This is a genomic window from Pseudomonas sp. MDT1-85 (assembly GCF_054898065.1).
The window spans coordinates 2,525,051-2,538,237 of the sequence record NZ_CM142715.1; the positions used below are offsets into that span (position 1 = coordinate 2,525,051).

Below are 13,187 nucleotides of genomic sequence, written 5' to 3' on the forward strand. Positions count from 1 at the left end.
GGCGGGGTTCTGTCTCCAGCATTGATGTTGAATGTGCCGCCGCTTTCGCGAGCAGGCTCGCTCCCACTTTAGAAAGCATGTTGCCTGAAGAAACGCGGGTCCACTTTGGGAGCGAGCCTGCTCGCGAAAGCGGTCTGACGGTTGTCGACCTCGTTAGGATTGACACGATTTTGTCTTTTTCAGAAAAACTTCAAGCGGGGTATTGACTTAGCTTCGGTACCTGCGTAAATTTCGCGGCCTCGGAGATGCAAACGGGTGATTAGCTCAGCTGGGAGAGCGTCTGCCTTACAAGCAGAATGTCGGCGGTTCGATCCCGTCATCACCCACCACTTCCGAGAGTCTTGCGAAAGCAAGATGGAAGCTTTTAAAAGCCTCCACCGACGCGCAGCGGTAGTTCAGTCGGTTAGAATACCGGCCTGTCACGCCGGGGGTCGCGGGTTCGAGTCCCGTCCGCTGCGCCATATTTTCCGAGTCGGATTTATCTGATTCGAGATTGAAAAGCTTCTGAGTTTTCAATCAGACGAGTTACTTGGGCGAAAGTCCAAAGCAATACGCAGCGGTAGTTCAGTCGGTTAGAATACCGGCCTGTCACGCCGGGGGTCGCGGGTTCGAGTCCCGTCCGCTGCGCCATATCTGCCTCAAGGCCCACTGAACGCCTTGAAGCTACGAAGCAAGCCGCTGGTAAAGCCAGTGTCTGTTTCGAGTCGATAGCAAAGACCCTGGTCGAAAGACCGGGGTTTTTTGTGTCTGCGATTTGGCTTTTCCTCTCTCATGTCCTTCCCACCAAACCTTTCTGCGCCCCTTGGTCAGAACCCTAGTTTGTCCCGCAATCCGTAGTACCAAGCGCCCAACGCAGCGAACGGTGTTCGCAGCAGTTGTCCGCCGGGGAACGGGTAGTGGGGCAGGTCGGCAAAGGCGTCGAAGCGTTCGGCCTGGCCGCGCAATGCCTCGGCCAGCACCTTGCCCGCCAGGTGCGTATACGTCACGCCGTGGCCGCTGCAACCCTGGGAATAGTAGATGTTGTCGCCCAGCCGTCCGACCTGGGGAAGTCGCGACAGGGTCAGCAGGAAATTGCCGGTCCAGGCGTAATCGATTTTCACATCCTTGAGCTGCGGGAAGGCCTTGAGCATCTTCGGTCGAAGGATCGCCTCGATGTTCGCCGGATCTCGCGCGCCATAGACCACGCCGCCGCCGAAAATCAGGCGTTTGTCAGCGCTCAGGCGGTAGTAGTCGAGCAGATAGTTGCAGTCTTCGACGCAGTAGTCCTGGGGCAGCAGGCGTTTGGCCAATTCATCGCCCAAGGGTTCGGTGGCGATCACTTGAGTCCCACAGGGCATCGACTTCGCCGCCAGCTCCGGCACCAGGTTACCAATATAAGCGTTGCCAGCGACGATGATGAATTTGGCCCTGACCTTGCCCTGAGGCGTATGCACCACCGGATTGGCGCCGCGCTCGATGCGCACCGCTGGCGACTGCTCGTAAATAGTGCCGCCCAGCGACTCCACGGCTGCTGCCTCGCCCAAGACAAGATTGAGCGGATGAATATGCCCGCCGCTCATGTCGAGCATGCCGCCGACGTATTGATCGCAAGCCACTACTTCACGGATGCGTCGCTGATCCATTAACTCAAGTTGCGTGTGGCCGAAACGTTCCCACAGGCGTTTCTGGGATTCCAGATGACCCAACTGCTTGGCGGTAATGGCGGCGAACACGCCGCCGTCCTTCAAGTCGCACTGGATGTTGTATTTGGCCACCCGCTCACGAATGATCCGTCCACCCTCAAACGCCATTTGCCCCAGCAACTGAGCTTGCTTGGGGCCGACACTGCGCTCGATCACATCGATATCACGGCTGTAGCTGTTAACGATCTGGCCACCATTGCGTCCCGAGGCGCCAAAACCCACTTTGGCCGCTTCCAGGACCGTTACCCGAAAACCGTTCTCCAGCAGAAACAGGGCGGAGGACAGGCCGGTATAACCGGCGCCGATGACACAGACATCGGTCTCTACATCATCCTGCAAGGCCGGGCGCGGCGCCGCCGCATTAGCCGACGCGGCGTAGTAGGACTCTGGGTAGGGAGTGTTCGCCATCCTGCAGCCTCTGTTTAATATATTTTACGAGTGCATCGATCCTACCCGAGTTAAAAAACGACCGCCAGCCAGCGGAAAATCTTCGTTGCAGCCGGGAAATTAAATATTTTGCATATTCATAGGGTTAGGTGAAAAAAAAGGTGTTGACACCCCTCCGGAATTCCGTAGAATGCCGCCTCACAGCAGGCACGTAGCTCAGTTGGTTAGAGCACCACCTTGACATGGTGGGGGTCGTTGGTTCGAGTCCAATCGCGCCTACCAAACAAAATCCGCTCTGCTGGGCGGTCTAGAAGGGCTCACCGAAAGGTGGGCCCTTTTTTGTTGTCTGCGATTTGCAAAACTCTGCAAAACCCTCGTTCAAAACGCCCGACCTCTTGTGGGTGTAGTTTCTGAACTAACACACCCATAACCGTCTACATTGCAGGAGGCATCCCCTTTCTGAGAGAACGGATATGTTTAGATCTCGCTCGTTGATTGCCGCTATGACGTGTCTTGCCTTGTCGTCCGGTTCAATGCCTGCATTGGCCGACCCGGGAAACGGGAAGGGCCAGGGAAGCGGTAAGGGAAATCCACAAAACAGCCAGGGCCATGGCAACTCCAGCCAAGGAAACAAAGGCAAAGGTTCAGGGGGGGACGATTGGAGTCACGGCCCGAGCATCAACCACGGTAGTGTCCTTGGAATCGTGGGTGGTTATCGCGACTACTGGAGCCCCGGGCCCGCGTTGCCACCCGGCATTCAAAAAAATCTCGCACGCGGAAAACCGCTACCGCCGGGGATCGCCAAAAAACTCGATGGCCGATTGCTCGGCAGACTCCCGCACTACGATGGTTACGAGTGGCGGCAGGCTGGCACTGACTTGATATTGGTGGCGATTGCTACCGGGATCATCTACGAGGTTCTCAATGACGCATTCGATTGATATGAAAGCGACAAATTCCAATCGCGCCCTCGCCGCATAACGATCTGCAAAATCACCGGAAGCAATGTGCATTTTCGATAATTGCACATTGCCTGCCCGTTGGTCGTCGGCCTTTGAACTGTGTGGCGCCGAAACAGTCAATTACTCCGTGCGATTTCAACCTCACGGAAGCCCCCCATGTTATTAAAAAACAAGAGTTTTGCAGCTGTCATGTCATGCGTGATGATGCTTGCGGCCGCCCCATTATTGCCAGCTGATCTGTCCATCATGACTTCCGCCTACGCGAAGGATGGTGGTGGTGGTGGTGGCAACGGCGGCGGTAACGGCGGTGGCAATGGCGGTGGCAATGGCGGCGGTAACGGCGGTGGCCACGGTGGGCCCGGCCATTCTGGCGGCGTCAGCAATGGCCACGGCAATGGCTTGAGCAGTGATCACGCAGGCAAAGCTGTCCGCGATCGTGGTGTCAGTGGCAACCACTATGGTAACGATCGTAATGATGATAGCGGCCATGGTGCAGTGACTTCGGGCATTGCGAAGTCCAAGGACACGCGAGGAGTAACGAAGGCCTCTGCCATTTCGGCCTCTACGCCAGGTGATCACAATGCAAAAGGATTAAGCAACGCTCGCACTTCGACTTCAAAACGAACGGATTAAGTCCAACATTCTCAAAAGCCGGGTATCCATCAGGAACCCGGCTTTTTTGCGCCCGCTATTTGCCATTGAGTCTGACATTAAAACAACCGGCGTATGGGTTGCCCTGATGTGCGGATAATCAGCGGAGCCACGTGCATAGGCAAATCCCCTCCGATGGACTACTACTGTAGGGCTGTTTCAACTTCGTCTGTAGGAGTATGTCGATGCTGGCTCACTGGTTTCTGGCGGCCATTCACCTCTCGGCCTTTGCGTTGGGCTTTTGGGCGGTGCTGACCCGCGGTACGGCTTTACGGCGTCTGATTGCCGGGGTGGGGGAGGCGCGCAGCGTTCTGCTTGCGGATAATCTGTGGGGGATATCAGCAGTCATTCTCTTGGTCACGGGTGGGATGCGAGCCTTTGGCGGGTATGAAAAAGGCACTGATTACTATCTACATCAACCGCTGTTTCACCTCAAAATGACACTCTTCGTCCTTATTCTGTTGCTTGAATTTGCGCCGATGGTGGCGCTGATCAAATGGCGGATTGCGCTGGGACGTGGGGCGGCTATCGATACCGGGCGCGCAACGCTGTTTGCCCGTATCAGTCATATCGAAGCGCTGCTGTTGGTGCTGATGGTCGTGGCCGCCGCGGGCATGGCCCGTGGGGTAACGGTTGGTTAGCCGGGAAGGAGGACGCCCTTTCTCGCAGCAAATCCGAAACGTCTGACAGTCAGGTATGGGGCGAGGGCGGTAGTATCGGCTCCACATTGTGAAGGCATAGCAAAGAGAGGCTGAGCGGAAAGCGATGCGGTGCTTGAATCTTTAGCCAGCCGTTATTCGAGGCTGAATGGGCTGGCTACTGACTACAGCAGGATTCAGGGTGTTTGCGGCTTGTCTGGGGCGGTCAGGCCAGCCTGAATACGTTGATAGATTTCTTCGCGATGCACCGCAACGTCTTTCGGGGCGTTGATGCCAATCCTGACTTGCTGGCCGCTAACGCCCAGAATGGTGATCGTTATATTGTCACCGATGTTTATGCTTTCACCGACTTTGCGGGTGAGTATCAGCATGGTTTTCTCCTTGATTGCTTGTGGGGCACCTGATTCGGACAGTGCAGAGGTCGGTATAGGTATAGATTAGTGCGAAGTCTCGCGGTTTGGGTGCCTCTTTCTGACGCGCAGATGCTGCATTAATTCCCAAGACGTAACTATACAGAGGCCGTAACCATCATTCTCGTTGTTTTGCGCCCATTTTGCGGCGTTCGAGAAGGATCCATGAGTGTTAAAATCGCCGCTTTCAGCATTCAGAGGGAAGCGTTGTGGGCAAAATGGCCTTGGTAATCGCAGTATTGACGTTGGCCGGGTGCGATGAGGGTAAGGGGGTTGACGCTCAAAAGCCGCAACCGGCAGTCGCCTCCGCACCCGCAGCGACAACCGGTCCGCAATGGGACGTCGAGGTGCGCGGCGAAACCCCTCAGGCGGTCAGCGACCTGAGCGGCTGGTTGATTGAGCATAGCTTCGTTTCCAGCGTCATCAGGGAGAATGGAAAGGTTCGTATCCTGATAGGGCCGTTCAATTCGAAAACCGAGGCAGAAGCCAAACAAGCTGAAGTGACGGCAGCGCTCACTCGGGCGAAAAAAAGGAACATTGAGTCGCTGGTCGTTGAACACCCGACGGCCCAATAATCAAAATCGGCGGTTAGAAACGAACAAAGGCCTGGGGTGTGATGCCCCAGACCTTTGTGTTTTTAGCGGCCGGTCAGCCGCAGGTTTTCATATCTACCGGGCCGACAAACTCGTTGCCGCGGCCCATCACGCACGCCACGCTCTGATTGCGTTGACGTTCCCAGGCCTGTACCGGATAGGTCTTGTTCCAGGCTTCATACAGCTGCCGATCCTGTTTTGACAGGCGCAAGCCGTACTGCTTGCTCATGTAGAAGTAAGTCCGGGCGATCATGCCGCGAATGGAAGGGCGGGGCATGACCTTCTTCGCCTTGAAGTCGACCTGTGTCAGGCACGAACCGTATTGACCGGTTTGCACCGGCAACCAGCCGAAGCTGAAGTTGCTGCGATCGCCATTCACCTCGCCGATGCTTGGCACCAGATTGTGCAGATCGGCCTCGGCTTTCTGATAGGTCGGGTCGTACCGCGTGCAGTTTTTGCGACCACCTTGTTGCCAGCATTCGCGTTGATGGCCGATCTGCCAGGCCGGGACAATGTGTTCCCACTCGATACGCGAGGCGCGTTTGGCATTTTTACGCGGCACATAACCGCAGGCAGCGAGGTCGATACGGTTGCCGGTGTATTTGCAGCCGCAATAAAACTCGGTGGATTGCGGAGCGTACAACTTCCACGCGACTTTCTTGGCTTCGTTGAAGGTGCGTGGGGCGCCAGCCTGGGCGCCGAGGGTGATGCACAGAAGCAGTAAAGCAAACCAGCGGACACTCATTGACTCAATCTTCCTTCGGCACAACCCAGAAAATCTGCACACCGCCATCGTCGCGATGGGCGAGGGTGACGTTATCGTTCTCGTCGATTTCTTCGAGCAAGCGTTCCCACTCATCCACCGGTTCGTCCGGAAGGCGAAAGATCAGTGCTGCTTTGGCTTTCTGAGCGGTGGGGGAATTGATGATTTTCTGAACGCGTATACCCAGGCGTTCATAGGCGTCAGGAGAGACAGAGGTAGTGGCCACGGAATTATCCTTATTAAGCTGTACGTGCATACAGTATTTAACTGTAAGCATTTTCGCAACTGCTTAAAATTCAAGAAAATCCTCTGACAGTAGTTTTTTCCGTTTGGTGTAGGACGATGGGGATTTTTTTATCGGAAAAGTCGTGAACCACTCACCAGGGCTGGCGAGTGGTGACAACGGTGCCCGACCCGGAACAGATCGGGCGAGGGCGAATCAGTATTCCCAGAACATCCGTTGCAGCTCTTTGCTGTCGTTGGTCTTGGTCAATGCGACCATGGCCAGGATGCGGGCTTTTTGCGGGTTCAGGTCGTTCGCCACAACCCAGTCGTACTTGTCGTCAGGCTGTTCGGCGTTACGCAGTACGAAACCACCGGCGTTGACGTGGGAAGAACGAATGATGTGCACGCCGTCCTTGCGCAGGGCTTGCAGGGCGGGAACTACGCGGGATGAAACCGAGCCATTGCCGGTGCCGGCGTGGATGATGGCTTTGGCGCCTGATTGAGCCAGGGCTTTGTAGGCGGTGTCGCTGACGTTGCCGTAGGAGTAGGCAATTTCGACGTCAGGCAGGCTCTTGATGGTTTTGATGTCGAATTCCGAATCCATGGTGTGGCGCTTGGCTGGCAAGCGGAACCAGTAGGATTTGCCTTCGACCACCATGCCCAGTGGGCCCCAGGCACTTTTGAACGCCTCGGTCTTGATGTTGATCATTTTGCTGACGTCGCGACCCGACTGGATTTCATCGTTCATGGTCACTAGTACGCCTTTGCCGCGCGCGTCTTTGCTACTGGCCACGGCGACGGCGTTGTACAGGTTCAGCATGCCGTCGGCCGACATGGCGGTGCCTGGGCGCATGGAGCCGACGACGATGATCGGCTTGTCGGTTTTTTCCACCAGGTTGAGGAAGTAAGCGGTTTCTTCCAGGGTGTCGGTGCCGTGGGTGATGACAATGCCATCGACGTCATTGCTGTCGGCCAGCTCAGCCACCCGGCGGCCCAGTTGCAGCAGGTTGTCGTTGGTGATGCTTTCGGACGCGATTTGCATGACCTGTTCGCCGCGAACGTTGGCCAATTGGCTCAGTTGCGGAACCCCTGCGATCAATTGTTCGATGCCGACTTTCGCCGCTTGATAGGTGGCGCTGTTGGCGGCGCTGGCGCCCGCGCCGGCAATGGTGCCACCGGTGGCCAGGATCACCACGTTCGCCAGTTTCTGTTGGGTTTCGACTTCTTTTGCCTGAAGGGCGGTCGGGAGGAGAAGCAGGAGGGCCAAAGCGCCCGGAATAAAAGTGTTGAAGGCAGATTTCATTATTGTTTTCTCTAGTAGTGAGACGGTGCGGATGCAGGTTCATCTAGAAGCGCCCCAGGCAGATCTGAACGCCGGGGGTGTAGAAGAAGAGCAGGATCTGTACCAGCCTGATATTCAACAATAAAATCTTTCAACCCGATGATTTTTATATGAATTATTAAAACGTCTGGAAAATTGTTCGCGCTTGCTCGTCCGGGTTTCCGAACATATGTAGCTTTTGCGTTCGGCTCTCCGACCTCCATTAAGAAAGTCGCCTTGCGAAATCGAAAATCAGTGCTAAAGAAACTCCCGCGCAGGTCGATGCTCCTTTAAAGGAATCTTTCTCCAAGGAGTTCACATGTCGTTTACTGTCGGTTTTCCAAATGCAGGCGCCATCACTATTGCGGGCAAGTCCCCGGCGACTATCAACGCGTTGAGTGAAGCGACGTCCGACGCCTCGGCACAAGCGCTGGGTGAAGAGGAAGGGAGCGACAACCAAGTCAGAACCGGTGGCGGTGCGCAGACTCAGGGCGAAAGCAAATCCGAAAAAAGCAGCAGTCAAAGTATTGCGGTGCAGGTATTGCTCAAGCGCATGCAGGAACTGCAGCAGCAATTGCGCGAACAGCAGCAGCAACTGGCGGCCGCTCAGGCCGCGAATTATCCGACCCCGGAAGCCAAAGTCACCGCTGTGATGTCGATTCAGGGGCAAATCGCCGATACCAGTGGCGCGCTCGCGCAAGTGACGGGCAATCTGGTAAAAGAGCTGGCCAAGGGTTCCAGCAGTGGCAATCTGGTCAGCACCACGGCATGAGGCAAAAGGGTCGGCTTTTGCCAATCGAGACACAAAACCGGTCATTGACAAAGCTCGACAGGGTTCGCATAGTTCGGTCTACGCAAACGTTTGCGCGATTGCCTTTGATGTCTCGATCCCGTAAGGGCAGAATCCAGCGCAAGCGTTGCTCAGAATAATCATAAGATCGGAGTGAACCCATGAAGCTGCCATTCGCTGGACGTCTTCTCGCTGTCGCAATGCTGGCTGCCGCATCCGCCGCGTTGCCCGTCTCTTCGGCTTTCGCCGAAACCCCAGAAAAACCTAAAGTCGCACTGGTCATGAAATCCCTGGCCAACGAATTCTTCCTGACCATGGAGGACGGCGCCAAGGCCTACCAGAAAGACCACTCCGGCGACTTCGAGCTGATCTCCAACGGCATCAAGGACGAAACGGACACGGCCGGCCAGACGCGTATCGTCGAGCAAATGATTTTGTCCAAGGTCAACGCATTGGTCATCGCCCCGGCGGACTCCAAGGCCATGGTCCCGGTCATCAAGAAAGCAGTCGATGCCGGCATCACCGTGATCAACATCGATAACCAGCTGGACCCCGCCGTGGTCAAAAGCAAAAACATCACCGTCCCATTCGTAGGTCCGGACAACCGCAAAGGCGCGCGTCTGGTGGGTGAGTACCTGGCCAAACAACTGAAGGCTGGTGACGAAGTCGGCATCATTGAAGGCGTTTCCACCACCACCAATGCCCAGCAGCGCACGGCGGGCTTCAAGGATGCGATGGAAGCGGCGCAGATCAAAGTCGTGTCCCTGCAATCCGGTGATTGGGAGATCGACAAGGGCGGCAAGGTTGCCTCGTCGATGCTCAGCGAATACCCGAACATCAAGGCCCTGTTGGCCGGCAACGACAGCATGGCCGTCGGCGCAGTATCTGCCGTGCGCGCAGCGGGCAAGGCCGGCAAGGTGCAAGTGGTCGGTTACGACAACATCAACGCCATCAAGCCAATGCTCAAGGATGGCCGCGTCCTGGCTACCGCCGACCAGTTTGCTGCCCGGCAAGCGGTGTTCGGCATCGAGACGGCGCTGAACATAATCAATGGCAAGAAAGTCGATAGCGGCGTCAACGGCGTCATCGAAACTCCGGTAGAGCTGGTTACCAAGTAGTCCTTCTGGCGACACAACGGTGCTCGCCTCTTGGGGCGAGCACATGGAGAGTTTTTATGTCCGTTTGCGCCCCGAACGCTGTCCTCTCGGTCAGCGGTATCGGTAAGACTTATGCCCAACCCGTCCTGACCGGCATCGACCTGACGCTGATGCGCGGCGAAGTGCTGGCGCTGACCGGCGAGAATGGCGCCGGTAAAAGCACCTTGTCGAAGATCATTGGCGGACTGGTCACACCGACCACCGGCCAGATGCAATTCAAGGGGCAGGAATACCGTCCCGGCAGCCGGAGCCAGGCCGAAGAGCTGGGCATCCGTATGGTCATGCAAGAACTCAATCTGTTGCCGACGTTATCGGTGGCGGAAAACCTGTTTCTCGACAACCTGCCCAGCCACGGTGGCTGGATCAGCCGCAAGCAACTGCGCAAGGCAGCGATCGAAGCCATGGCCCAGGTCGGCCTGGACGCCATCGATCCGGATACTTTGGTCGGCGAACTGGGGATCGGCCATCAGCAGATGGTCGAGATCGCTCGCAACCTGATCGGCGATTGCCATGTGCTGATCCTCGACGAGCCGACCGCGATGCTCACGGCCCGTGAAGTCGAAATGCTGTTCGAGCAGATCACTCGCCTGCAGGCTCGTGGCGTGTCAATCATCTACATTTCCCACCGCCTCGAAGAATTGGCACGGGTGGCCCAGCGCATTGCGGTATTGCGCGACGGCAACCTGGTCTGTGTCGAGCCAATGGCCAATTACAACAGCGAGCAACTGGTCACCCTGATGGTCGGCCGTGAATTGGGCGAGCACATCGACATGGGGCCGCGCAAGATCGGCGCGCCGGCCTTGACGGTCAAAGGGCTGACCCGTTCCGATAAGGTTCGCGACGTGTCCTTCCAGGTGCGCGCCGGTGAAATTTACGGGGTTTCCGGTTTGATCGGGGCAGGGCGTACCGAGTTACTGCGCCTGATCTTCGGTGCCGATACAGCCGACAGTGGCACCGTCGCGCTGGGGGCGTCGGCTCAGGTGGTGAGTATTCGTTCGCCGGCCGACGCGGTCGGTCACGGCATCGCCCTGATCACCGAAGACCGCAAGGGCGAAGGTCTGCTGCTGACGCAATCGATCAGCGCCAACATTGCCTTGGGCAATATGCCGGTGATTTCCAGCGGTGGCTTCGTCAATAACGGTGACGAGATGTCTCTGGCCCAGCGTCAGATCAACGCCATGCGCATTCGCAGTTCCAGCCCGACGCAATTGGTCTCGGAATTGTCCGGCGGCAATCAGCAGAAAGTCGTGATCGGCCGCTGGCTCGAGCGCGACTGCACGGTGATGCTGTTCGACGAGCCGACCCGTGGCATCGACGTCGGCGCCAAGTTCGATATCTACGCATTACTCGGTGAGTTGACCCGTCAGGGCAAGGCGCTGGTAGTGGTGTCCAGCGACCTGCGCGAACTGATGCTGATCTGCGATCGCATCGGTGTGCTGTCGGCAGGGCGTCTGATCGACACCTTCGAGCGTGACAGCTGGACCCAGGATGATTTGCTTGCCGCCGCGTTCGCCGGCTACCAAAAACGTGATGCGTTGCTCAATGAAGCAGCGCCTAGGGATCTTCCATGAATACTGCATCTTTGGCCGGCAAACGTAGCGGCAATTTTTATGGCCTTGGTACTTATCTGGGCCTGGCCGGTGCCTTGCTGGCAATGGTCGCGCTGTTCTCGGTCCTGAGCAGCCATTTCCTGTCTTACGACACCTTCAGCACCTTGGCCAACCAGATTCCCGATTTGATGGTACTGGCGGTCGGCATGACCTTTGTATTGATCATCGGCGGTATCGACTTGTCGGTGGGGTCGGTGCTGGCGCTCGCGGCCTCGGCGGTCAGCGTGGCGATTCTCGGTTGGGGCTGGAGCGTCTTGCCCGCGGCCTTGCTCGGCATGGCGGTAGCGGCATTGGCCGGGACTATCACCGGCTCGATCACCGTGGCGTGGCGGATTCCGTCGTTCATCGTGTCCCTCGGCGTGCTGGAAATGGCGCGAGGCCTGGCGTATCAGATGACCGGTTCGCGCACCGCCTACATCGGTGATGCCTTCGCCTGGCTGTCCAACCCGATCGCCTTCGGCATCTCGCCATCATTCATCATCGCCTTGCTGATTATCTTCATCGCCCAGGCCGTGCTGACGCGTACCGTGTTCGGTCGTTACTTGATCGGCATCGGCACCAACGAAGAAGCAGTGCGTCTGGCGGGGATCAATCCAAAGCCCTACAAGATCCTGGTCTTCAGTCTGATGGGGTTGTTGGCAGGTATCGCTGCGTTGTTTCAGATTTCGCGCCTGGAAGCAGCGGACCCGAACGCTGGCTCCGGTCTGGAGCTGCAGGTGATCGCCGCGGTCGTGATCGGCGGCACAAGCCTGATGGGCGGGCGCGGCTCGGTCATCAGCACATTCTTCGGCGTCCTTATCATTTCGGTACTGGCGGCTGGTCTGGCGCAGATCGGCGCGACCGAACCAACCAAGCGCATCATCACCGGTGCGGTAATCGTGGTGGCGGTGGTGCTTGATACTTATCGCAGTCAGCGCGCAAGCCGGCGGACCTGAGTCATGGCAACAATCAAGGATGTAGCGGCACTCGCAGGCATTTCCTACACCACGGTTTCCCACGTGGTGAACAAGACGCGGCCGGTGAGTGAGGAAGTACGAATCAAGGTCGAGGCAGCGATCAAAAGTCTCGACTACGTGCCCAGCGCCGTGGCCCGGTCGTTGAAAGCGAAAACCACCGCGACCATCGGCCTGCTGGTGCCCAATAGCCTCAACCCGTACTTCGCCGAGTTGGCCCGTGGCATCGAGGATTACTGCGAGCGCAACGGTTATTGCGTGATCCTCTGCAACTCCGACGACAACCCGGACAAGCAACGCAGCTACCTTCGCGTGTTGCTGGAAAAACGCATTGACGGCTTGATCGTTGCCTCGGCCGGGGGCGACAGCGGCTTGGCCGAAGGTCTGGCGGGTGTGCGTACGCCAATGGTGATCGTCGACCGTGGGCTCGAAGGTCTCGATGCCGATCTGGTGCGCATCGATCACGAATATGGCGCTTATCTGGCAACCCGACACCTGTTGGAGCTGGGGCATCGGGATATCGCCACGATTGGCGGGCCGGCGAGTACCAGCGTGGCGCAGATGCGTCTGGCCGGTTATTGCCGCGCCTTGAAAGAGGCGGGCGTCGACGTGCCGCGCGAGCGCATGCTGGAAAGCGACTTCACCAGCACTGGCGGTTACAACGCCGCCGCGATCCTGCTGGAAAAGAATCCGCCCAGCGCCATCTTCGCTGGTAACGACATGATTGGCATCGGTGTGTTGCGCGCCGCTGCCGAGCGCAATATTCGTGTGCCCACCGAGTTGTCGGTGATCGGCTTCGACGATATCCAGATGAGCCGTTACGTCTATCCGGCGCTGACCACCGTGGGCCAGTCGATCCTGCAGCTTGGCGAGATGGCGGCCGAAGTGCTGTTGCGCAGGATTGCCACACCGGATCTGGCGACCGATCAGCGCATCGTGACGCCCAGTATTGTCCTGCGAGAATCGACTGCGCCGCTGGCCGGTGTGTTTGCCCAATTCCGCTAAACCAAAAGCACCGCAGAAA

Annotated in this window: 14 protein-coding genes and 4 tRNA genes; 13 read left to right on the top strand and 5 right to left on the bottom strand. The window is 57.4% G+C overall.

Annotated features, from left to right (window positions below; genetic code table 11):
* Positions 1–253: 253 nt before the first annotated feature.
* The 3 genes from ACYZT2_RS11455 to ACYZT2_RS11465 all read left to right on the top strand — a co-directional run bounded on the left by ACYZT2_RS11455 (position 254) and on the right by ACYZT2_RS11465 (position 630).
* A tRNA-Val gene (locus tag ACYZT2_RS11455) sits at positions 254–329 on the top strand.
* Positions 330–384: 55 nt separating this feature from the next.
* Positions 385–461: transfer RNA gene (locus tag ACYZT2_RS11460), tRNA-Asp, on the top strand.
* Between the two features lie 92 nt (positions 462–553).
* Positions 554–630 (top strand) — tRNA-Asp (locus ACYZT2_RS11465).
* A gap of 176 nt (positions 631–806) precedes the next feature.
* Here the strand turns inward: ACYZT2_RS11465 and ACYZT2_RS11470 are convergent.
* Entirely contained in the window at positions 807–2,090 is a 1,284-nt protein-coding gene (locus ACYZT2_RS11470; RefSeq protein WP_461972166.1) for an NAD(P)/FAD-dependent oxidoreductase, read from the bottom strand.
* Between the two features lie 184 nt (positions 2,091–2,274).
* Between ACYZT2_RS11470 and ACYZT2_RS11475 the strand changes: the two genes are divergently transcribed.
* From ACYZT2_RS11475 to ACYZT2_RS11490, 4 genes are all read left to right on the top strand, one after another.
* Positions 2,275–2,351 (top strand) — tRNA-Val (locus tag ACYZT2_RS11475).
* Between the two features lie 191 nt (positions 2,352–2,542).
* The gene (locus ACYZT2_RS11480) at positions 2,543–3,010 is read left to right on the top strand and encodes an anti-virulence regulator CigR family protein (RefSeq protein WP_461972168.1); all 468 of its coding nucleotides are present in this window, start codon (positions 2,543–2,545) and stop codon (positions 3,008–3,010) included.
* Between the two features lie 177 nt (positions 3,011–3,187).
* The gene (locus tag ACYZT2_RS11485) at positions 3,188–3,664 is read left to right on the top strand and encodes a hypothetical protein (RefSeq protein ID WP_461972170.1); all 477 of its coding nucleotides are present in this window, start codon (positions 3,188–3,190) and stop codon (positions 3,662–3,664) included.
* A gap of 203 nt (positions 3,665–3,867) precedes the next feature.
* Positions 3,868–4,323 (top strand): DUF2214 family protein, encoded by a 456-nt coding sequence (locus ACYZT2_RS11490; RefSeq protein WP_461972172.1) that lies wholly within the window; start codon positions 3,868–3,870, stop codon positions 4,321–4,323.
* Positions 4,324–4,517: 194 nt separating this feature from the next.
* Here ACYZT2_RS11490 and csrA read toward each other — a convergent pair whose 3' ends face one another.
* Complete coding sequence (gene csrA, locus ACYZT2_RS11495; RefSeq protein ID WP_007905913.1) at positions 4,518–4,712, bottom strand: carbon storage regulator CsrA; 195 nt, start codon at positions 4,710–4,712, stop codon at positions 4,518–4,520.
* 248 nt (positions 4,713–4,960) lie between these two features.
* Here csrA and ACYZT2_RS11500 point away from each other — a divergent pair, with 248 nt between their 5' ends.
* Positions 4,961–5,326 carry an SPOR domain-containing protein gene (locus ACYZT2_RS11500; RefSeq protein WP_461972174.1) on the top strand — a complete coding sequence of 122 codons (366 nt, stop codon included), beginning with the start codon at positions 4,961–4,963 and terminating at the stop codon, positions 5,324–5,326.
* Between the two features lie 73 nt (positions 5,327–5,399).
* Here ACYZT2_RS11500 and ACYZT2_RS11505 read toward each other — a convergent pair whose 3' ends face one another.
* The 3 genes from ACYZT2_RS11505 to ACYZT2_RS11515 all read right to left on the bottom strand — a co-directional run bounded on the left by ACYZT2_RS11505 (position 5,400) and on the right by ACYZT2_RS11515 (position 7,635).
* Positions 5,400–6,089 (bottom strand): endonuclease, encoded by a 690-nt coding sequence (locus tag ACYZT2_RS11505; protein ID WP_429433919.1) that lies wholly within the window; start codon positions 6,087–6,089, stop codon positions 5,400–5,402.
* A 4-nt stretch (positions 6,090–6,093) separates the two neighbouring features.
* Complete coding sequence (locus ACYZT2_RS11510; RefSeq protein WP_461972176.1) at positions 6,094–6,384, bottom strand: DUF1654 domain-containing protein; 291 nt, start codon at positions 6,382–6,384, stop codon at positions 6,094–6,096.
* A gap of 162 nt (positions 6,385–6,546) precedes the next feature.
* Positions 6,547–7,635: an asparaginase gene (locus ACYZT2_RS11515; protein WP_461972178.1), complete on the bottom strand. Its 1,089-nt coding sequence runs from the start codon at positions 7,633–7,635 to the stop codon at positions 6,547–6,549.
* A gap of 337 nt (positions 7,636–7,972) precedes the next feature.
* Here ACYZT2_RS11515 and ACYZT2_RS11520 point away from each other — a divergent pair, with 337 nt between their 5' ends.
* From ACYZT2_RS11520 to ACYZT2_RS11540, 5 genes are all read left to right on the top strand, one after another.
* Entirely contained in the window at positions 7,973–8,425 is a 453-nt protein-coding gene (locus tag ACYZT2_RS11520; protein ID WP_461972180.1) for a hypothetical protein, read from the top strand.
* A gap of 179 nt (positions 8,426–8,604) precedes the next feature.
* On the top strand, positions 8,605–9,561 hold the full coding sequence (locus tag ACYZT2_RS11525) for a sugar ABC transporter substrate-binding protein (protein WP_253545580.1): 957 nt from the start codon (positions 8,605–8,607) through the stop codon (positions 9,559–9,561).
* Positions 9,562–9,617: 56 nt separating this feature from the next.
* The gene (locus ACYZT2_RS11530) at positions 9,618–11,171 is read left to right on the top strand and encodes a sugar ABC transporter ATP-binding protein (RefSeq protein ID WP_461972183.1); all 1,554 of its coding nucleotides are present in this window, start codon (positions 9,618–9,620) and stop codon (positions 11,169–11,171) included.
* Positions 11,168–12,145 carry an ABC transporter permease gene (locus tag ACYZT2_RS11535; protein WP_007905898.1) on the top strand — a complete coding sequence of 326 codons (978 nt, stop codon included), beginning with the start codon at positions 11,168–11,170 and terminating at the stop codon, positions 12,143–12,145. The genes ACYZT2_RS11530 and ACYZT2_RS11535 overlap by 4 nt, the downstream gene beginning before the upstream one ends.
* Before the next feature lie 3 nt (positions 12,146–12,148).
* Positions 12,149–13,168 (top strand): LacI family DNA-binding transcriptional regulator, encoded by a 1,020-nt coding sequence (locus ACYZT2_RS11540; protein WP_461972185.1) that lies wholly within the window; start codon positions 12,149–12,151, stop codon positions 13,166–13,168.
* Positions 13,169–13,187: the final 19 nt, after the last annotated feature.

Coding starts and splice junctions, on each gene's coding strand:
- ACYZT2_RS11470 (WP_461972166.1), bottom strand. CDS start 2,090: ATGGCGAACACTCCCTACCCAGAGTCCTACTACGCCGCGTCGGCTAAT.
- ACYZT2_RS11480 (WP_461972168.1), top strand. CDS start 2,543: ATGTTTAGATCTCGCTCGTTGATTGCCGCTATGACGTGTCTTGCCTTG.
- ACYZT2_RS11485 (WP_461972170.1), top strand. CDS start 3,188: ATGTTATTAAAAAACAAGAGTTTTGCAGCTGTCATGTCATGCGTGATG.
- ACYZT2_RS11490 (WP_461972172.1), top strand. CDS start 3,868: ATGCTGGCTCACTGGTTTCTGGCGGCCATTCACCTCTCGGCCTTTGCG.
- csrA (WP_007905913.1), bottom strand. CDS start 4,712: ATGCTGATACTCACCCGCAAAGTCGGTGAAAGCATAAACATCGGTGAC.
- ACYZT2_RS11505 (WP_429433919.1), bottom strand. CDS start 6,089: ATGAGTGTCCGCTGGTTTGCTTTACTGCTTCTGTGCATCACCCTCGGC.
- ACYZT2_RS11510 (WP_461972176.1), bottom strand. CDS start 6,384: ATGCTTACAGTTAAATACTGTATGCACGTACAGCTTAATAAGGATAAT.
- ACYZT2_RS11515 (WP_461972178.1), bottom strand. CDS start 7,635: ATGAAATCTGCCTTCAACACTTTTATTCCGGGCGCTTTGGCCCTCCTG.
- ACYZT2_RS11520 (WP_461972180.1), top strand. CDS start 7,973: ATGTCGTTTACTGTCGGTTTTCCAAATGCAGGCGCCATCACTATTGCG.
- ACYZT2_RS11525 (WP_253545580.1), top strand. CDS start 8,605: ATGAAGCTGCCATTCGCTGGACGTCTTCTCGCTGTCGCAATGCTGGCT.
- ACYZT2_RS11530 (WP_461972183.1), top strand. CDS start 9,618: ATGTCCGTTTGCGCCCCGAACGCTGTCCTCTCGGTCAGCGGTATCGGT.
- ACYZT2_RS11535 (WP_007905898.1), top strand. CDS start 11,168: ATGAATACTGCATCTTTGGCCGGCAAACGTAGCGGCAATTTTTATGGC.
- ACYZT2_RS11540 (WP_461972185.1), top strand. CDS start 12,149: ATGGCAACAATCAAGGATGTAGCGGCACTCGCAGGCATTTCCTACACC.